At 59.7% G+C, this 18,801-nt stretch carries 19 protein-coding genes and 1 tRNA gene; 8 read left to right on the top strand and 12 right to left on the bottom strand.

The window, feature by feature from the left end; translation table 11 throughout:
* Positions 1-5 precede the first annotated feature (5 nt).
* The gene (locus tag AC2FNL_RS12430) at positions 6-1,406 is read right to left on the bottom strand and encodes a diguanylate cyclase (RefSeq protein WP_496833842.1); all 1,401 of its coding nucleotides are present in this window, start codon (positions 1,404-1,406) and stop codon (positions 6-8) included.
* Between the two features lie 88 nt (positions 1,407-1,494).
* Here AC2FNL_RS12430 and AC2FNL_RS12425 point away from each other — a divergent pair, with 88 nt between their 5' ends.
* The 5 genes from AC2FNL_RS12425 to AC2FNL_RS12405 all read left to right on the top strand — a co-directional run bounded on the left by AC2FNL_RS12425 (position 1,495) and on the right by AC2FNL_RS12405 (position 5,899).
* Positions 1,495-1,779: a DUF3572 domain-containing protein gene (locus AC2FNL_RS12425; RefSeq protein ID WP_093964931.1), complete on the top strand. Its 285-nt coding sequence runs from the start codon at positions 1,495-1,497 to the stop codon at positions 1,777-1,779.
* A 26-nt stretch (positions 1,780-1,805) separates the two neighbouring features.
* Complete coding sequence (locus AC2FNL_RS12420) at positions 1,806-2,498, top strand: HAD family hydrolase (protein WP_496833841.1); 693 nt, start codon at positions 1,806-1,808, stop codon at positions 2,496-2,498.
* Positions 2,499-2,617: 119 nt separating this feature from the next.
* Positions 2,618-4,177: a trimethylamine methyltransferase family protein gene (locus AC2FNL_RS12415; RefSeq protein ID WP_496833840.1), complete on the top strand. Its 1,560-nt coding sequence runs from the start codon at positions 2,618-2,620 to the stop codon at positions 4,175-4,177.
* Positions 4,178-4,322: 145 nt separating this feature from the next.
* Positions 4,323-4,907, top strand: coding sequence for a heme NO-binding domain-containing protein (locus AC2FNL_RS12410; protein ID WP_480752887.1), 585 nt, complete (start codon positions 4,323-4,325; stop codon positions 4,905-4,907).
* Complete coding sequence (locus AC2FNL_RS12405; protein WP_496833839.1) at positions 4,907-5,899, top strand: diguanylate cyclase domain-containing protein; 993 nt, start codon at positions 4,907-4,909, stop codon at positions 5,897-5,899. Before AC2FNL_RS12410 ends, AC2FNL_RS12405 begins: the two co-directional genes overlap by 1 nt.
* A gap of 29 nt (positions 5,900-5,928) precedes the next feature.
* Here the strand turns inward: AC2FNL_RS12405 and AC2FNL_RS12400 are convergent, their stop codons facing one another.
* From AC2FNL_RS12400 to AC2FNL_RS12365, 8 genes are all read right to left on the bottom strand, one after another.
* Complete coding sequence (locus tag AC2FNL_RS12400) at positions 5,929-6,624, bottom strand: CbiX/SirB N-terminal domain-containing protein (RefSeq protein ID WP_496833838.1); 696 nt, start codon at positions 6,622-6,624, stop codon at positions 5,929-5,931.
* Between the two features lie 63 nt (positions 6,625-6,687).
* Positions 6,688-7,620 (bottom strand): AEC family transporter, encoded by a 933-nt coding sequence (locus tag AC2FNL_RS12395; RefSeq protein ID WP_170341050.1) that lies wholly within the window; start codon positions 7,618-7,620, stop codon positions 6,688-6,690.
* Between the two features lie 61 nt (positions 7,621-7,681).
* On the bottom strand, positions 7,682-8,479 hold the full coding sequence (locus AC2FNL_RS12390) for an MBL fold metallo-hydrolase (RefSeq protein WP_496833837.1): 798 nt from the start codon (positions 8,477-8,479) through the stop codon (positions 7,682-7,684).
* A complete protein-coding gene (locus AC2FNL_RS12385) occupies positions 8,476-9,291 on the bottom strand; it encodes a TatD family hydrolase (protein ID WP_496833836.1) in 816 nt (271 codons plus the stop codon). The genes AC2FNL_RS12390 and AC2FNL_RS12385 overlap by 4 nt, the downstream gene beginning before the upstream one ends.
* Complete coding sequence (locus AC2FNL_RS12380; protein WP_496833835.1) at positions 9,288-10,409, bottom strand: DNA polymerase III subunit delta'; 1,122 nt, start codon at positions 10,407-10,409, stop codon at positions 9,288-9,290. The genes AC2FNL_RS12385 and AC2FNL_RS12380 overlap by 4 nt, the downstream gene beginning before the upstream one ends.
* Positions 10,410-10,416: 7 nt before the next feature.
* Positions 10,417-11,043, bottom strand: a complete 627-nt coding sequence (tmk, locus tag AC2FNL_RS12375) for a dTMP kinase (protein WP_496833834.1) — start codon at positions 11,041-11,043, stop codon at positions 10,417-10,419.
* Positions 11,040-12,206: a D-alanyl-D-alanine carboxypeptidase family protein gene (locus AC2FNL_RS12370; RefSeq protein WP_170341060.1), complete on the bottom strand. Its 1,167-nt coding sequence runs from the start codon at positions 12,204-12,206 to the stop codon at positions 11,040-11,042. Before AC2FNL_RS12370 ends, tmk begins: the two co-directional genes overlap by 4 nt.
* A 13-nt stretch (positions 12,207-12,219) precedes the next feature.
* On the bottom strand, positions 12,220-13,383 hold the full coding sequence (locus AC2FNL_RS12365) for an SPOR domain-containing protein (RefSeq protein WP_496833833.1): 1,164 nt from the start codon (positions 13,381-13,383) through the stop codon (positions 12,220-12,222).
* Between the two features lie 205 nt (positions 13,384-13,588).
* On the opposite strand from AC2FNL_RS12365, the gene AC2FNL_RS12360 reads away from it, so the two are divergent.
* Positions 13,589-13,678 (top strand) — tRNA-Ser (locus tag AC2FNL_RS12360).
* Positions 13,679-14,053: 375 nt separating this feature from the next.
* Here AC2FNL_RS12360 and AC2FNL_RS12355 read toward each other — a convergent pair.
* The 3 genes from AC2FNL_RS12355 to AC2FNL_RS12345 are packed head-to-tail and all read right to left on the bottom strand — an operon-like array spanning position 14,054 to position 16,373.
* Positions 14,054-15,733 (bottom strand): recombinase family protein, encoded by a 1,680-nt coding sequence (locus tag AC2FNL_RS12355; RefSeq protein ID WP_170371476.1) that lies wholly within the window; start codon positions 15,731-15,733, stop codon positions 14,054-14,056.
* Positions 15,730-16,146, bottom strand: a complete 417-nt coding sequence (locus tag AC2FNL_RS12350) for a DUF2924 domain-containing protein (protein WP_093964944.1) — start codon at positions 16,144-16,146, stop codon at positions 15,730-15,732. Before AC2FNL_RS12350 ends, AC2FNL_RS12355 begins: the two co-directional genes overlap by 4 nt.
* Positions 16,143-16,373, bottom strand: coding sequence for a DUF3489 domain-containing protein (locus AC2FNL_RS12345; RefSeq protein WP_093964945.1), 231 nt, complete (start codon positions 16,371-16,373; stop codon positions 16,143-16,145). The genes AC2FNL_RS12350 and AC2FNL_RS12345 overlap by 4 nt, the downstream gene beginning before the upstream one ends.
* Before the next feature lie 448 nt (positions 16,374-16,821).
* Between AC2FNL_RS12345 and AC2FNL_RS12340 the strand changes: the two genes are divergently transcribed.
* Entirely contained in the window at positions 16,822-18,216 is a 1,395-nt protein-coding gene (locus AC2FNL_RS12340) for a site-specific DNA-methyltransferase (RefSeq protein ID WP_496833832.1), read from the top strand.
* Positions 18,209-18,640 (top strand): DUF5681 domain-containing protein, encoded by a 432-nt coding sequence (locus tag AC2FNL_RS12335; protein ID WP_093964947.1) that lies wholly within the window; start codon positions 18,209-18,211, stop codon positions 18,638-18,640. Before AC2FNL_RS12340 ends, AC2FNL_RS12335 begins: the two co-directional genes overlap by 8 nt.
* Positions 18,641-18,801: the final 161 nt, after the last annotated feature.

Here is an 18,801-nt window from a genome sequence, read left to right as displayed (position 1 = left end):
CCCGCTTAGGCCGCGTTCTGTTTCATCCACACCTGGTTCCGGCCGGCCTGTTTTGCCGCATAAAGCGCCTTGTCCGCGCATTTGATCAGGCTTTCGGCTGACAGTGAGCTGTCCGGAAGTGGGGAGAAGGGTGGCTCGCACACCTTCAGCCCGATGCTGACCGTCACCGGAAGCCGGGCAGGAATGTCCGCCAGGACGATCGGTACGCTGCTGACGCCGCTGCAAATATCGGCCGCCTTCCTGAGCGCCTTTTCGCGGGTCGCGTTTGGCAGTCCGAACAGGAACTCCTCTCCTCCGATGCGGGCGAGGAAACCGTCAGGCCCGAAAGCACGTTTCATCCGGTTTCCGGCCTCGACCAAAACCCTGTCGCCGGCACTGTGGCCGTAACGGTCATTGATGGATTTGAAATGGTCCAGGTCGGCCAGCATGATCGCAAAACCCCGCTGTTTGTGCACCGAACTGTGCAGCAATTGGTCCATCGCGGTCTGTGCGAAACGACGGTTGTTCAGGCCGGTCAGCGTGTCGATCCACGATTCCTCAAGCCCACGGCGCAACGAGTCGCGCATTTGCTCGTCATGCGCCTTGCGTGCAATCAACGCCTCGACCCGAAGAGATACTTCGTCAGGGCAGAACCCTCCGAGGCAAATTGCATCGGCGCCACGATCCAAGGCCTCGGCGGCAAGAGTGGCGTTGTCATCGGGAATGATTCCGATCAGAGCGGTTCGCCGGGTGCCGGTGCGGGATTTGAGGTCGGCCAACATGTTCAGACCGGATGGATCGCTGTTCAGTTCGACAACAATCGCGTCAGGTATGTTGCCGGACAAGACGCCGCTGAGGTTGGGCAGGGTATGGCTGCACACCGAATGCTGCGTTCGTCCGCTCAGGGCTTTGTGCCACAGCGTGCGAGTGCGTGCGGTGTGGGCCAAGACGGCGATCTGACCATGCCGCTTGGGCGCGATCATTGCAGCGGGGGCTTCGGCAAATCCCACGGATTGAGGGTTGCCACTGTTCTTCAGATCCTGAGTTTCCGCACGGGCGCGCAGCAGGCTTCGCACACGCGCCAGCAACAGCGTATCTTTGAACGGATAGGCCAGAACGTCATCCAGCCCCTCGGACAGGTTCCGCAGCCGGGCGGTCCGGTCGTTCTGAGGCGCAATCGCGACCACAGGGACATCCTGCAGGGCCGGAACGGACAGCATCAGTCTTTTGACGTCGCCGGCGTCTCCGTCGGGTAGTGTCTGGGCCGTCAGCACCAGATCCGGCCGGGTCCGCCGCAGCAACGCCCCAAGACCAGCCAGCTTCTCGCCCTGCACGACATGATACCACGCCGCCGTCAGCTGCACCTTCAGCATGATGCGATTGGTCGAGACCCCGTCGAGGACAAGGATGGTTCCCTGCACGGACATTGTTTTCACCGTAGATTGCATGCCTTGCCAAAGTGTTTATGAGTCTGGTTAACAAACCCTTTCCAAATCTTCGAACCGGGGCCTGATCATGCCGATCTCTGCCGAATTCGCCGAAACTCTGGCCTTGAAAGCGCTTGGGTGGCTTGTTGGGAACGATGAATTGTTGCCTGTTTTCCTTGGTTCGACCGGCGCGTCGACGGATGACCTGAGGGACCGCGCCACAGAGCCCGAGTTTCTTGCTTCGGTGCTGGAATTTCTGATGCTTGACGATTCGTGGGTGTTGGCCTTTTGTGACGCAAACGCTGTCCCTTACGATCAACCGGCACAGGCCCGAAGCGTCCTGTCAGGCGGCGCGGATGTTCATTGGACCTGAACGGGTCCGCGCAGGAGCAAGAATGCATGTCGATTGATGCGCTGGTTTTTGACAAGGACGGAACCCTGTTTGATTTCGCCGCCACCTGGGGGGCGTTCGGCAAGGCGGTGCTGCTGCGTCTGAGCGAAGGCGACAATGCGCGTGCGTCCGTGCTTGGAAAAAGTATTGGTTTTGACTTCGCGACAGAGACCTATTCCGAAGACAGTATCGTGATCGCGGGGACCGTTGATGAGGTCGCCGACGCGTTGTGTCCCGACCTTGACGGCTGGTCCCGCGAGGATCTGATCCAGACTCTGAATGCGGCGTCTGCTCATGCGCCTCAGGTCGAGGCCGTTGCGCTTGCACCGTTTCTGCAATCCTTGAAAGACGCCGGCAAGAAGCTGGGTGTTGCGACCAATGACGGCGAGATGCCGGCGAAACGGCACCTGGCCTCGGTCGGGATCGAGGCCTATTTCGATTTCATCGCGGGGTATGACAGCGGCCACGGGTTCAAGCCCGGACCCGGCCAGCTGTTGGCCTTTGCCCAACATGTTGGCGTCGCTCCGGACCGGATCGCCATGGTCGGCGACAGTCTGCACGATCTGGAGGCCGGTCGCGCGGCTGGCATGACCACGATCGGTGTTCTGACCGGATTGGCCAAGGTTGATGATCTTGCACCGATGGCAGATGTCGTTCTTCCCGATATCAGCCACATCCCCGGCTGGCTGAACATTCGTTAAAGCGCCTTGCCTGAAAATCGGCGGTTCATGAGTTGAAACCGACCTTGGCTGTCGCAGACAGAGCGGCCAGAGGCCGGACTTCGGGTCTTGTTTGAGAGTAACAAACGCCGGAGGAACAGATGGCCGACACGAATACTCGCAAGCGCAGGGGTGGTGGACGCGCAGGCGCTGCAGCGCGCCGAGGTGCGGCAGTCATCGACCAGATGCCATGGAATCCGCCGATCAACATCGACCGGCCAACCGAACCGTTGGGCCCCGAGGGCGTCGAAGCCATCCATGACGGTGCCATGCGTATTCTCGAGGAAATCGGCATCGAGTTCTACAATCAAGAAGCCTTGGAGATCCTGCGTGAGGCCGGATGCATCGTCAACGGCGACAACGTGCGCATGGGTCGTGACTTCGTTATGGAAATGGTCGCCAAGGCGCCGTCGACCTTTACCATCACGCCGCGCAACCCGAACCACACGATCGAGATCGGCGGCAAGACGATGTTGTTCGGAAATGTCTCGTCACCGCCGAACTACTGGGACATGGAGATCGGCAAGAAGGTACCCGGCAACCGGGAAATGTGCCGAAACCTGTTGAAGTTGACGCAGTATTTCAACTGCATCCACTTTGCCGGAGGCTACCCGGTCGAGCCAGTTGACCTGCACGCCAGCGTCCGGCACCTGGATGTCCTGTATGACAAACTGACGCTGACGGACAAGGCGATGCATGCCTATTCGCTGGGCAAAGAGCGCGTTGAGGATGTCATGGAAATGGTGCGCATCGCAGGCGGTCTCAGCCACGAGGAATTCGAGGCGTCACCGCGCATGTACACCAACATCAACTCGACCTCGCCTCTGAAACACGACCACCCGATGATCGACGGGTGCCTGCGTCTGGCCCGGCGGGGGCAGGCGATCGTCGTCACGCCGTTCACGTTGGCGGGGGCGATGGCCCCGGTTACGATGTCTGGGGCAGTTGCGCAGTCGCTGGCCGAGGCGCTGTGTGCGATTGCCTTGTTCCAGTACGTCCGGCCCGGCATCCCATGTGTCATCGGGACATTCACCTCGAATGTCGACATGAAGTCCGGTGCGCCCGCGTTTGGCACGCCTGAATACATCCGGTCGACCCAGATGACCGGCCAGATGGCGCGGTTCTATGGGCTGCCCTTGCGCTCGTCCGGTGTCTGCGCGGCCAATGTGCCGGACGGCCAGGCCGTCTGGGAGACGTCGAATTCACTCTGGGCGGCGGTGCAGTCGGGGACCAATATGGTCTATCACGCAGCCGGATGGTTGGAGGGTGGCCTGATCGCGAGCCCGGAGAAGTTCATCATGGACTGCGAGATATTGCAGCAAATTCAAAGGTATATGCAGTCCGAGATCTGCGCCACAGGCCCAGACGAAATCGCACTGGAAGCCATCCGCGCGGTCGGGAACGACGGGCACTTCTTTGGCATCCAACACACCCAGGATCGCTATACCACCGCGTTCTATCAACCCTTCCTGAGCGATTGGAAAAACTACGAGGGGTGGGAAGTCGCGGGTGGGATCTGGACAGCTGAACGGGCGCATCTGATGTTCAAGGAGATCATCAACAGTTTTGAGGCGCCGCCGATGGATGAAGCCATCCGAGAGGAACTGGCTGACTTCGTCGCACGGCGCAAAGCCGAAGGGGGCGCGCCGACCGATTTCTGATAGCGCCCCACCGGGCAGGCAGCTGGAACGGCAGGATGTCTCAGTCTGAGATTTTGGTTAATTTTCCCCATCTTGAACTTCCGCATTTGGCCTTTGTTAAGATCTTTGAGGTGGGATCGGGCATGAAACCTTTTTGAGGGCATTCATGCACGGATTGATCAACAAGGCAGTTCAATCGTTTGTATGCGCGACGTATGGGCGTGAGCGCTGGCTTCGGGCGACCGAGGCCGCTGAACTTGGGTTCGCCGAGTTCGAAGCGATGCTTGTCTACGACCGGGAAAAGTCATATCGCCTGCTGGACGTGGTCTGCGATCAACTGAACCGTTCGCGGGACGAGTTCCTGGAGGATCTCGGAACCTATCTGGTCTCACACCCCAACATGGAAGGGTTGCGGCGCCTTCTGCGCTTTGGCGGCGTCACCTATGTCGAGTTTCTGCAGTCTTTGGATGATCTGGCCGATCGGGTCAAACTGGCGGTCTCTGACCTTGAGTTGCCTGCCCTGGAACTGCAGGAGCGCTCGCCCACCGAATTCGAACTGCACTGCCATCCCGGGCTGGATGGGTATGCCAATGTCATGATCGGGATTCTGCGAGCAATGGCGGACGACTATGGCGCGCTCGTGATTCTGACGCATGCCGGGCATCAAGGCGGGGTGGACGTCATCTCGATGGTTCTGGTCGAAAGCGCCTTTGCCGAGGGGCGTCACTTTGATCTGGGAGCGCGGAACTGATGATGGATCTGGATCAACTGGGCAGGATGTTGGAGACGTTGTGCCCAATGTTCACCTTGGTAGATCAGGATGGGCGTATCCTTCAGGTCGGGCCGACACTGCAAAAACTGCGCCCGGACCAGCCAATGGTTGGCAGCTATTTTCTGGAAATATTTGAACTGGTAAGGCCCAGAACCGTGACGACCCTGCCGGCATTGATGGCGACAGCAGGTACCAAGCTTCATCTCAAGTTTCACGATGAACCGCGCACAGCATTGAAGGGGTTGGTCGCACCGCTGCCTGACGATGCAGGTGCGGTTATCAACCTGTCCTTCGGGATCTCGATCCTGGACGCCGTACGGGACTATGCCCTGACAAGCGCGGATTTCTCGGGAACCGATCTCGCGATTGAATTGCTCTACCTAGTCGAGGCCAAGTCTGCAGCGATGGAGGCTTCGAGGTCGTTGAACCTGCGGCTTCAGGGGGCAATGCTTGCGGCCGAGGAACAGGCCTATACCGATACTCTGACCGGCCTCAAGAACCGGCGCGCGATGGACCATATCCTCGAGCATTTGGTTTCAACGAAATCCACTTTTGCCTTAATGCATCTGGATCTGGATTTCTTCAAAGCCGTGAACGACGAATTGGGACATGCCGCGGGCGACTATGTCCTGTCCCAGGCCGCCCGGATCATGCTGGAAGAAACCCGCAGCGACGATACGGTCGCCCGGATCGGCGGCGATGAATTTGTTCTGATATTCAAAAGCCTGTCGAGCAGGGCTCAACTTGAACGGATCGCCAATCGCCTGATTGGCCGCCTTCAGAAACCAATGGTTTTCGAGGGCGAGACCTGCGCGATTTCGGCGAGCATCGGGACCGCCCTAACGACACAGTTCCTGTCCCCGAAACCGGCTGAGATTCTGCACGCGGCGGATTTGGCCCTGTACGAGGCCAAGCGAAACGGTCGGTCTTGCCATCGCTTCTATTCCGAAGAAGCGCGCGCAGCAGAGTAGACCGGTGCGTCGATAGGCTGGCTGCTTGGCTAAGCAGCGAAAGCCCCGTCCAATGTCCGCGCGATATGCGACTGGATTTCATCCAACTCGCCGACCACAGGCAGCACCGGGCCGCGAAATGCGGCCTTGCCCAGCTCGGCGGGAATATCATCCAACACGTGGCCCCCGGTGCAGGCAAAGAACGGCAGGCAGATCGCATGGTCCCCGGTCATTTTCGCAGCGTCACTGATCGATGGGGCTTCTTCGACGAATCCGCAGCGGATTGACTTCAGTGATATCAGCCCGGCCAAACGGTCAGCGAATTCGTGGGTGACGGCTGCCGGGTTGCGGCTGCGGCCTGAGCCGTGTGCGGCAATCAGCAGATCCGTCGACGTGGTGCTCCAACCTTGCTCGTCGATCAAAGGTCGCAGGGCGTGCGCCACCAGGTTGGGTAGCTGTGGATCGACGCCCAGCGGGTCGAGTTGCCGTACTGCACGCCCTTCAAGGCGTTTGGGAAGCGCAGAAGTCACAAACCACCCTTTCGCCATGAACAACGGATAAATCGCGCTGCCGTCCGGAATGTCATCAAGGACTTTTTCCAACGCGCCTGGCGCGGCGAGGGTCGCCGATCTGACTGTGACTCTATCCGTCAGTTGATCGATCCGAGTGGCCAGTCTGGCCAGGGATGCCTCGGCCGGGTCTGGGTCGGAGGGTTGGCCATGCGCTACGATGACAGCAGTCGGCATGCTTGGGCTTCCTTATTCTGTTTCGGGATAGGTGTGGCGCCCTCCCGCAAAGTCAATTCGTCTTTACCCGAGTAACGTCAACCACATCCATACCGTAAGAATGGACACGCCTGTGCCGATCAATACCGAAGAGGCGGCAACTCGTTTGGCCCGGCCGTACATATTGGCGAAAATGTAGGCGTTGAAACCGGGCGCCATCGCCGCGTTCAGAACGCCCGAGCGGAAAAGATCTTGCGGCAGGGCGGTCGCTGTACCGAACAACCAAACCAGGCTTGGATGCAGAACAAGTGAAACGCAGCAAACATAGCCGATTGTCCGCAGGTCACCTTCGGGCTTGTATTTGACCAGAACTCCGCCCAGGGCGAATAGGGCACCGGGCAATGCTGCGCGGGTCACCAGGCTCAGGGCCTCGTCTGCCACAGCCGGAATACCGACACCCGTGAGATTGACGATGAAGCCCAGAGCAATACCCAGGATCAGCGCGTTCTTGAACATTGCCGAAAGCACCGACCGGGCCATGCGCATACCGCCATTGCCTCGGTTGCGGATAACCTCCATCACGGTAATACCGACGCAGTAGCAGAACGGCGAGTGGAACGCGATGATCGCATAGTTTCCGGTCAGGTTGTCGGGACCATAGGCGCGTTCGGTGATTGGCAGGCCCAGCAGGACCGAGTTCGAAAACAGGCAGCAGAACCCGATCGCGACGCAGTCTTCCCATTCGCGCTTGAATATCAGGCGAGCGCCGAAAACCCCCGCAAGGAAACACAGAGCTGCGGCGGTATAGAAACTGCCCAGAAGGCGCGGGTCAAAGCTGGCGCTCAGGTCCAGATGGGCGATGGCCAGAAACAGCAGGCAGGGGATTGCGAACCCCTGCGTGAACTTCATCAGCCCGTCGATATGCACTTCTTTGAAGTAACCCGTCAGCGTCGAGACATAGCCGGCCCCAATCACAAGAAAAACCGGAAGGATGACGTCGATCAGGCTTTGCAACATGTCACGACCTCAATCCAGGCAGTTCGGTCAGAGCTGGGGGAAGCGCGTGCAATCCGATGTCCTACAATGGTTGCCGGATCACCAAGCCGTCATAGGCAGGCTCGACATAGTCCGGGGTCTCGGCATCGACGACTGCATAGTCCAGATCGATGTGCATATTGGTCAGAACCGCCCGAGCAGGCTTTAGCTGTTCGATCCAGCCAAGGGTCTTTTCCAGGTGGGCATGGGTCGGATGCGGGTTCCGGCGCAGCGCGTCAATCACGAGGCAGTCCAATCCCTGAAGCTCGGGCCAGGCATCATCGTAGATTTCCGCAACATCAGGCAGATAGGCCAAGTTGTTCATACGAAAACCAAGCGCATCGATCGATCCGTGGTTCACCTTGAACGGGCGAAACGGGATTGATCCTCCCGGACCGTCTATCTCGAACGGGCCGTCAATAGTCTTCAGGTCGAGGATCGGTGGATAGGGCGAGCCTTCGGGTTGAATGAACGCGTAGCCGAACCGCCCCAGCAATGCGTTTTGCGTGTCGCCATCCGCCCAAACGGGTACCCGCGCGCGCATGTTGAAAACGATCATGCGCAGGTCATCGATGCCGTGGACATGATCGGCATGCGAGTGTGTGTAGATAACGGCGTCGAGGCGTCCGGTTCCGGTGTCCAGCAGTTGGCTGCGCATGTCCGGGGTCGTGTCGATCAATACCGAGGTCGTGCCGTCCGGCCCGTCCCGTTCAACCAGCATCGAGCATCGGCGGCGGATATTGCGCGGATTTTGCGGGTCACAATCTCCCCAATGCCCACCCAACCGGGGGACACCGCCAGAGGAGCCACAGCCCAGGATGGTGAACCGCAGCATGCTCATGCGGCAACCGGGTAGGCGGCCGCCTTCGCAAACAGTCGATCAAAGTTCTCTTGGGTCTGCGCGGCAAAGTCCGGGTAGTCCATGCCAAACAGCTCGGCGCCGACCCGGGCGGTGAAAGCGGTATAGCCGGGCTCGTTTCGCTTGCCCCGGTGGGGCGGCGGGGCCAGATATGGCGCGTCGGTCTCTACCAGAATTCGATCGACAGGCGCTGCCGCAAAGATATCCCTCAGCTCTTGGCTTTTTGGAAAGGCCGCGATGCCGGACATGGAGAGGTAGAACCCCAAATCCAACGCCGCCCGTGCCAGTTCGGCCGAGGACGAGAAGCAATGCATCACACAGGAGTAAGGTGCGTTCCGAAACTCGTCCTGCAGGATCGTCGCCATGTCTTCGTCCGCTGCACGGGCGTGAATGATCAGCGGCAAGCCTGTACTCTGGGCGGCCTGAATGTGAACCCGCAACGAGCGTTTTTGGATTTCGGCGCTGTCGGCGGTGTAGTGATAGTCCAGCCCGGTTTCGCCGATGCCGACAAATTTCGGATGTCGGGACAATTCGACAAGTTCGTCGACACTTGCCAGCGGCTCTTCGGACGCGCTCATGGGGTGGGTGCCGGCAGCGTAGAAAACCGGGGCATATGTTTCGGCGATCGCGCGCACGGTCGGTTCATTGCGCAGACGCGTGCAGATCGTCACCATGCGTGTCACGCCCGCTTCGGCCGCACGAGCGATGATTGCGTCCAGCTGGCCCTCGAAATCCGGGAAATCCAGATGGCAATGGCTGTCAGTGATTGCGGGAGGTTGGGGCGTGTCGCTCATCTGCTCGGACCGGCGGTTTCCTGAATCTTGAACACCGTATCTAGGACGACGGCGACAGGGTCAAGGTTCACCGCCTGCCCGTGCCGCGCACGGGCCGTGATGATGGATGCGGCCTCGGCCCAGCCCAAGGCTTGGGGGCGCGAGGATGACAGGCGCAACAGCACTTCGGCTTCGTTTGGCGCAGCTTCTGGCTGCGGAGGCGCGCCGGTCGCACCTGTCAGAGCAAGGCGAGAAAGGGCGATGTCAATCAGATTCAAAAGCAGGTCATAGCGCTCGGCTGCTCCGCGCTGCGCGGCCGCTTCGGCCAAAGCCAGCGCGCGCTGGCGGTCGAGGCGGGGCAGGGTGCCAAGTATCTGGATCAGCTCGGCATAGATCTCCATTCCGCCCAGATTGATCAGCCGTACCGCGTCGCCTACGGAACCGGCGGCCAAAGCCGCGAGGTGATCGGATTGCGGAGGCAACTCGGCGCCGGTCTGTGCCAGCGCCGATTTCATATCCTCCGGCGACAGCGGTGACAGTCGCAGGGTACGGCAACGCGAGCGGATCGTCGGCAACAGCCGTGACGGCTGATGCGATACCAGAAGCAGTGTCGTGCGGGCAGGGGGCTCTTCGAGCATTTTCAACAACGCGTTTGCGGCGCTGACATTCATTTCGTCCGCCGCATCCACGACAACCACGCGGCGCCCGCCGTCCGCTGAACTTAGGCCGAAGAAGCGCCCCAGTTTTCGGATGTCATCGACAACGATCTCGTTGCGCAGGCGGCCCTGATCATTCAGGGATCTGGTGATCGCGGCCAGACCGGGTTCGGCCCCCGCCAGCATTCGCGCTGCAACCGGGTGGTCCGGCGCGATGTCGAGTGTCGTCGGAGCTTCGGGCGCGCCGAACAGCCCGTCATCCTGCTGCAGCGGCGTGGCCAGCAGAAACCGCGCGATGCGCCATGCCAGCGTGGCTTTGCCCACGCCGCGAGGGCCGGTCAGAAGCCACGCGTGATGCAGCCGATCAGACGCAAAGGCGGTCAGGAAGGCTTGCTCGGCCGCATCCTGTCCAAACAGCCTGTGTGTTTCGCGCGGGTGAAGCGCGCCGGGCGCCTGGTCCGGTGTGGGTGTGTCGTCGCTCATTCGTGAATTACCGCAGAACCTTCAGGACGGTTTCTCTCACATCCACGGCCACGCTGTCCACGTCGCGATTGCCATCGATCACACGGAACCGGTCTTTGAACTCGTCCGCCAGCGCTAGGAAACCCGAGCGCATGCGTTTTTGAAGGGCCGGGCCAAAATCCTCGAACCGTTCTTCGGTGCCTTGCCGGCCTTTGGCGCGGGAGAGCCCGATTTCCGGATCCATATCGATCAGCAAGGTCAGATCGGGCTCGCGGCCGATCATCAGGCCGTGGAGTTGGTCCACCAGCGCGCGCAGATCTCCGCGCGACAGGCCCTGATACATTCGGGTGCTGTCGGCGAACCTATCGCAAATTACGATCTTACCGGCATTCAAGGCCGGTTCGATCGTGCGTTCCAAATGATCGCGCCGTGCGGCCGTGAACAGAAGAATTTCGGTTTCCGCCGACCACCTGTCGGGATCGCCTTCCAGGACCAGACGGCGAATTTCCTCGGCCCCGGGCGAACCGCCCGGCTCGCGCGTCAGAACAACGTCATGTCCGACCGCCTCGAGGCTTTCTGCCAGCCTGCGGGCCTGCGTGGACTTGCCCGAACCGTCGATCCCCTCGAATGTCAGGAACAGACCGCGCGGGCTCACATCGACTCCAGTGGGGTATTGATCATGTCTTTCAGGACGATGCCGCCCACGGTCATCAGCCGCACCAAAAACCCGCCCATCGCCACATCCTCGGCCGCGACAAGGGGGCGCCGGATTTCGGGCAAACCTTCGGGTTGTATCACAAGTTCGGCCAGTTGTTGGCCCTTGGCGATCGGAGCGTTGATCGGGCCTTGATACACGACTTCGGCCTGCACGTTCTGATCGCCCAGAACGGGAAACAGAAGGGTGAGGTCACCGCCGGGCACAAGCCCAACCGTCTTTTGCGCGCCCATCCACACTTTGGCCTGTGCTATCGGCGTTTCGGCGTTGGCAACTGTCCTCTCGATAAAATTTCGAAACGACCAGTTAACCACGGCCTCAGCCTCCTCTGCCCGGCGAGAGATGCTGTCGAGCCCGGAAAGAACGAAGACCACCCGGCGATCGCCTTGCTTGGCCGAACCGACAAGGCCATAGCCCGCCTCTTGCGTGTGGCCGGTCTTCAGGCCATCGGCACCGATATCCAGTTTCAGCAGCGGATTGCGGTTGTTCACGTTCGACGGGGCACGGCCGTCGAATTCGAAGGTTTCCTCGGCAAACAGCGGATAGTATTCGGGAAAATCGGTGATCAGCCTGTCGGCCAGCACGGCCAGATCATGCACCGACATCATGTGACCTGCAGCAGGCCAGCCGTTCGAGTTGGTGAAGTTCGAGTGGTTCATGCCCATCTGCCTGGCGCGTTGGGTCATGTAGCGCGCAAAGCCGGCCTCGGTGCCGTCCGGGCTGAGCGCTTCGGCGATCACAACACAGGCGTCGTTGCCGGACAGGACGATGATGCCCCGCAGCAGGTCCTCGACCCGGACCCGGTCCTGCGTGTTCAGGAACATGGTCGAGCCGCCATAGCTCATGGCATGTTCCGAGACCGGAAGCGTTTCATCCAGCGTCAGTCGACCGTCGCGCAGGGCTTCGAAAGCCACGTAGAGCGTCATCAGCTTGGACATCGATGCCGGTGGAAGCGGTTCATCGGCATTCTTCGACAAAAGCACAGTGCCTGTCGTCTGATCGATCACATAAGCCGCGCGCGCGGACGTGTCGAAGGCGTGAACCGGCAGGGCCAGCAGGGCAAGGCCCGCGGCCAGAACAGCCGATTTGAGTGAGGTCAGCATTGGACCCTCCTGTTCAGTTCTTCACGATAAAGGCATCGGTAAAGCCCAGGTCTTTCATATCTCCGAGGATCGCTTTGCGTTCGGTGCGCGTCGTGGCAGGGCCGACCAGTACACGCCAGACCGACTTGCCTGCCGACTCCAGTTCCAGAACTTCGGCCGCCAATCCGTTCGTGCGGACCTTTTCGGCGGCGGCCTTCGCGTTCGCTTCAACTCCGAACGTTCCGATCTGAACATAGGGTTTGGTCAGGTTCGACGATGCGGCTGTGGCACTGGCCGCAGCAACCGGAGTTGGCTCGGATGCGTCAATGGCGGCCGCGGCACCTGCGATCGGGTCCAACGGCGTCTCGGTAATTTCATTGGGATCTTTCTTCTGCCACCACTTGCGTTTCTTCGGGGCGGGCGGCGGTGCGACAACCGGATCCGTCAATGCAGCGGTCGCGGACGCATCTGCCGCTTCCTCAATCGCGGGCGCAGTTTCTTCGGCCGCTGCGCTTGCTGCCGCTCCGGCCGCGGCAGCACCGGCGACCATGGCACCGGTGTTTTCAGGTGTCTTTTTCTGCCACCATTTCCGCTTGGCCGGCTTTTCTTCGACCTTTTCGTCGGGCCCGGCCGTTGTGGTTTCTTCGGCTGCGGTTGCTTCGGCGGCGTCTGCAGTTTCTTCGGTCGTGGCTGCTTCGGGTTCCGGCGCAGGCTCCGGCTCGACCGTTTCACGGCGGAGTGCAACCACCTGCAGACGGGCAGGAGCGCCGGCAAGCATTCCCAGTTTTTCAGCCGCTGCCGAGGACACCTGAATGGCTGGCCCGGGCAGGTTTCGTTCCCGGCGGAACAAGGCGCCCGTCACGGTTTTGTTGTTGCTTGTGTTCTTGATGGCGACCCGCTCGGGCTGAGATGCGCTGGGGTGCGCCACCCAGATGCCACCCAACGAGGGACGCCCATCCCATAGCCCGGCCTCGGTCACTTCGAAGACGTCCGGCGCTTCAATATCGCGCTGAGAGCCGCTGGCGACTTCGGGGAACAGTTCCGTGGTGTTGCTTTGGGTCTGCCCATCGTCACTGGCTGCCTCAGAGGAAGACTTGCCTGCGTTCAAAGTTTCGTCGCATCCCGTCAGCGCAGTCAATGCAACAACCAGCACCGCCAACGGCCGCGGTCCAAAGCGTGTCTCTGTCGCTCGCTTCATATTGTGTTATCCCTTGCCTGTAGGGCCCTTGCGTGGCTGGCCCCAACCGCGGTTCGACCGGTTCTTTTGCCGGCCTCCTGCAGTCATTGCGCAAATCATAACCTGCGGGTTGTTTCAAGGAAAGACCGCGGGTCCGGCTTCGGCAAGAAATCCCTCTTTTGGACTTGCCACCAACCGATGTTCGTCCTAGACCGCTGCCTGCGCCGGGGAGGTGGCAGAGTGGTCGAATGCGGCGGTCTTGAAAACCGTTGGGCGTGAGAGCGTCCCCAGGGTTCGAATCCCTGTCTCCCCGCCACTCATACCTGTCTCACTTCAGTTGTATTTTCTGATCCGGAATTGTTACGCAATTCCCGCGCGTTGGCGCATGCGCTTTCAATCAGAGACGAAGCAAACCGTACATTCAGAGGACAATTCAGGCGCGAGTCTCAGTGTCGCATTTTAGCGGGGTCGCTTTGGGCTGGATTTCCCTGATAACCTGCAATTTACAGGGAATATTCGCAAACCGGGACTGACTTCCGTCATTTCTTCTATCAGAACTGTATGTTTCTCAGAGGTTTATGTTGCAAATTCCCTAAAAGGTGGAACAGGGAATTTCCTCGTGCGAACAGGGAATTGTTCCGCCGGATCAGGGAGGGCGAAGTCTGTATCAGGGACGCAGGAGCTGGAGATGTCAGAAGCCGAACAGGCGTTCCTGTTCGGACCATTCAAGTGGGTGGGTCACGCTGACCAGACGCTTGAGTGTGAGTTCGGGCGGCTGGCTCCCGTCGAGAATCGCCGTTTGAATCTTTGGTGAGAGAAAGGCGAGCTGAGCACGGGTGCGGATGAAGGCGTCAGGGACGCTTTCGCGGCGGGCAATCTCCATCAGTTGAACTCCGGCCTTCAGATCACGGGCCCAGCCATGGGCGCGGATCAGCATGGACCGGAGGTGGGGATCAGGTTGGGGTGCCATGTCTCCGGCGATGACCTTGGCCTCGACGCCGCGGCGGCACAGATCGAAAGATGCGGTGACGTGGGTGAGATCCGGGTGCAGATGATCGGCCGCGATGCCAAGTGCGCTTGCCAGAGTTTTGGGGTTAAATTCGAGGTCGATCTGTCCTCGTGCAAGTCTGCCTTTGGCCAGAAGAGCAGCGCCGATCTGACAGCCATGGCCTAGAAGCCGGGTTACTAAATCCGCAACTGAAGTCTGAACTGCCTCGGCTGACCCGGCCTCCGGCTGCGCCAGTACTTGGTGCGCCGCGGCGGCGTCTTGCAAATGTCTGACGATGACATCAATGACCGCGTTTTCCAGCGCTGGGCCGGGCAGTCGCCAGCCAGAGATATCCTTGCCGCCTGAGATCAGTCGATTGGAGATATAGTAGCGCAACCGTCGGCCTTTGCGCGTGGTGTGGGTCGGCGTCAACCGATCACCAGTTTCGTCATACAGCAGACCGGTGAGCCAGGCCCCGGGGTCAGTGGAGTGTTGGCGCGCATCGGAGTCGCCGCGTGCCCGCGAGCGGTTGGAGGCCTGTCGCATTTTTTCCTGCACCCGGTCCCAGATGTCCTGATCGATGATCGCCGGATGTTGTCCGTCCCAGATCTTATCCTTGTGGCGGATTTTTCCGAGATAGACCGGATTGCGCAGCAGGTAATAGATTTGACCCCGTGACAGCGGACAATCCCCCTTCACACTGCCATCTGTCCGAACAACCCGTTTTGACCGCAGGTCTTCTGCCGTTGCCCGTTCTTCTACTTTGCGCAGGCAACCAAGCTCGTCATAAAGCCCAAAGAGATGCCGGACCGTTCTGGCCTCCTCTTCATTCACCACCAGCGTTCTTGCCTTCGGATCGGGGTGGCGATCATAGCCCAGAGGCAGGTTGCCACCCATCCAAAGCCCCTTCTTCTTCGACGCTGCAATCTTGTCGCGAATACGTTCGGCGGTGACTTCCCGTTCAAACTGAGCAAAGGACAACAGCACATTCAGCGTTAACCGGCCCATGGAAGATGAGGTATTGAAGGCCTGCGTGACGGACACAAAAGAACAGTTTGCCTGTTCCAGCCGGTCGACCAGCTTAGAGAAGTCGGCAAGCGACCGGGTCAGCCGGTCAATCTTGTAGACCACCACCATGTCAATACGCCCGGCATCGATCTCTTCAAGAAGGCGCTGAAGGGCGGGTCGCTCTAGGGTGCCGCCCGACAGGCCACCGTCATCGTAGCGCCCGGACAACAGGGTCCAGCCTTCATGTCGCTGGCTTGCGACATAGGCCGCGCAGGCCTCATATTGCGCATCCAGCGAATTGAAGTCCTGATCCAGACCATCTTCTGAGGACTTGCGCGTGTAGATGGCGCATCGGATTTTACGGCGCGGGCTCATTTGGCCGCCTTGCCGGTGAGCCCAAAGAAACGCGGCCCTGACCAATGCGCGCCGGTAATCTCTCGGGCGATGGCCGAGAGTGAGCGATAGGACCGACCGTTCCAAGTGAAGCCGTCTTCTGTAACGTCGACTACATGGGTCACACTATTCCACTCGCGTAGCAGGCGCCCGCCGGGTTTTAGGGCAGGGCATGTAGGCCGGGGTTTCTTCCCAGAGCCCTTTTCCAGCGTGGCTTTGACCTGGCGGGGTAGCCTGCCATGACGGCGGGACTGCATCTCAAAGGCGATAAAGCGGCGCAGAAAGGGTTGGCTGAGCATGGCGGGGGCGGGTTGATCAAACAGTTGCTGCCAAAGCGTGACCAGATCCGATCGACCCATGGCGGCGAGATCGGCGACATCGCTCGTCTTGGTCATGACGCTTCTCCAGTTCCCGCCGCCAGATGATATGTGGATGGTCCATTTGGTTTGTCGGATGTCCGCCGTTCAATTGTGACGCCTTTTTTCCGCAGACCGCTTAGAGCTGCTCGGACCGAATGAGGCTGCCATCCCGTTGCTTTGCAGAGCGCCTCAAGGCTGGCGCCGCTCGGGCGGCGCAACAAGTGTTGCACTTTGTCAATTTTGGTTTGCTTCCGCTTGGACATGTATTGTCTCCTCTGATTTGGGGCTGGCTAGATGCCGAACCCCGGTACCGAGGAGCGCCCGAATGGCTCGGGCGTGGGTTCAGTGATGCGTGGTTGACGGCAACAGTCCAGCTCTTTCTGAAGCGATTACTTGAGGCGTGTGTTTTGAAGGGCGTTGCTGGCGTACCCCCGATTATTCGTCAACAATCTTAATTGGTTACTTTTAGTTTGGGGGGTTGCGTCTCGTATTGATGGCACCTACATTCGACCTAATCGCCCGGACTATCAGGGCGGGAAACTGCTCCCGCAGGCAGCACTCATTGGAAACACAGGTTTCCGCAGAGAGCATTCAAAGGAGCAACGTCTCGGATCGATTGGTCCGGGGAGTTGCGATTTGTGCTCTCTCCGATTTTCCAGCGCGATCCCTCCATCTCGACGTCCGCGCGGCGTCACGCAAAAGGAGGCGGTTATGCCTGCCAAAAACACACACAGCGACGTTCGGGCGTCCAATACGCCTATCTGGATGGCCGAAAAAGTTATCCAATCCCAGATCATCCAGATCAAGCCCTACGCCAACAACAACCGCGTGCACGCGGCCAAGAATGTCGACAAACTGAAAGCATCGGTGGCCCAGTTTGGCTTTGTCACTCCGATCCTGTTGGATGGTTCGGGCACAATCATCGCGGGTCATGGCCGCTATGAGGCCGCTAAGGCCCTGGGGTTGAATTCCGTACCGACTGTTGTCGCGGATCATTTGTCAGAAGCGGAAGTGCGCGCTCTGCGCATTGCGGACAATAAGCTGGCGGAATTGTCGGACTGGAATGAAGCGGCGTTGCAGATCGAATTTGCCGAGCTGATGGACCTCAGCCTTGATGGCGAGTTGAACTTTGATCTGGACATCACAGGGTTCGAAACACCGGAGATCGACATCATTATCGACAGCGTCGGTGAGGTGACGGTATCTGTAGCGGAAACTGTTGAGACGCCGGACCCTGCGGCACCCGTAGTCACGGAGCCGGGCGACCTCTGGGTTCTCGGAGATCATCGCATTTTCTGCGGGGACGCCCTTCAAGCCCAGAGCTACGACACCTTGCTGGAAGGCGAGACCCCGCAGATAGTCTTCACCGATCCGCCTTACAACGTGCCTGTCAATGGGCATGTGCGGTTCGGCAATAGCGCCGAACACCGCGAGTTTGCCATGGCGTCGGGAGAAATGACGGATAGCGAGTTCCGCGGCTTTCTTTCAGGCGCGATCACGCAGTTGTTTGACTGCCTGCCGAACGGAGGCATCGCGATGATCTGCATGGACTGGCGTCATATCGAAGAACTGATTACGGCGGGCAAAGCAGCTGGATTGGACCTCATCAATCTCTGCGTCTGGAACAAGACGAACGGAGGCATGGGCAGCCTTTATCGCTCAAAGCATGAGCTGATTTGCATTTTCAAGAAGCCTGGTGCGCCGCACATCAACAACGTCGAGCTGGGCAAACACGGGCGCAACCGGACCAACGTCTGGGATTACGCCGGTGTGAACAGCTTTGGGGCAGGGCGCGAGGCGGATCTCGCGGATCATCCCACGGTGAAGCCGACAGCTCTGGTTGCAGATGCCATCATGGATGTGAGCCACCGCGGCGATGTCGTGCTGGACGCCTTTGGCGGGTCCGGCGCGACTCTGCTGGCAGCTGAGAAAACCGGGCGCCAAGCGCGGCTTATTGAGCTCGACCCGGCTTATGTCGATGTGGCCATCCGCCGTTGGCAGGAGATGACCGGTGATAGCGCCGTGCACGCGGTAACAGGCCAGACGTTCGATGCGCGTTTTGCGGCCAACGATACCACTTCAGAACAGGAGGTGGGTCATGTCTGACGATACGAAAGAGTATGAGGTCGGCTACGGCAAACCGCCCAAAGCGACCCAATTCAAAAAAGGCCGATCCGGCAATCCGAAAGGGCGGCCGAAAGGTGCCAAGGGGGTGAATGCCAGCTTGAAACGTGAATTGGAAACCAAGATTACGGTTCGCGAAGGCAGCCACGAAATCCGGATTTCCAAGGCTGAGGCAATTGCCAAGCGGTTCACGGCAGGCGCGTTGAAGGGCGACACGAAATTGTTGATGGCGCTGCTTAAGCTGGACACAGATCTGTTCAACGCAAGTGAATTGGACGCGCAAGAAAGCGTCCGTACGGTTGAGCCCGACGCTGTCGACTACGACATCCTCCGGGATTTCTTTTCCAGCCAACTGGACGGTGACGGTGATCTGGAAAACGAGGAGGCGGAAGATGACGACTCCTGATCCAAAAAACGTCGTGCAAGCCGCTCGCGAGGTTTGCCGGGACAATTTCTTTCCCTTCGTTTGGCGTGTGTTTGGCACGCTGCACCAGGGAACTGACCGCAGCTTTGATCCGGCCTGGCATGTGCGGGCCATGTGCCATGAGTTGGACAATGTCCGTCGAG

It is taken from the genome of Ruegeria sp. CRTD044, assembly GCF_059613485.1.
This window is presented reverse-complemented; position numbering and strand designations above follow the sequence as displayed.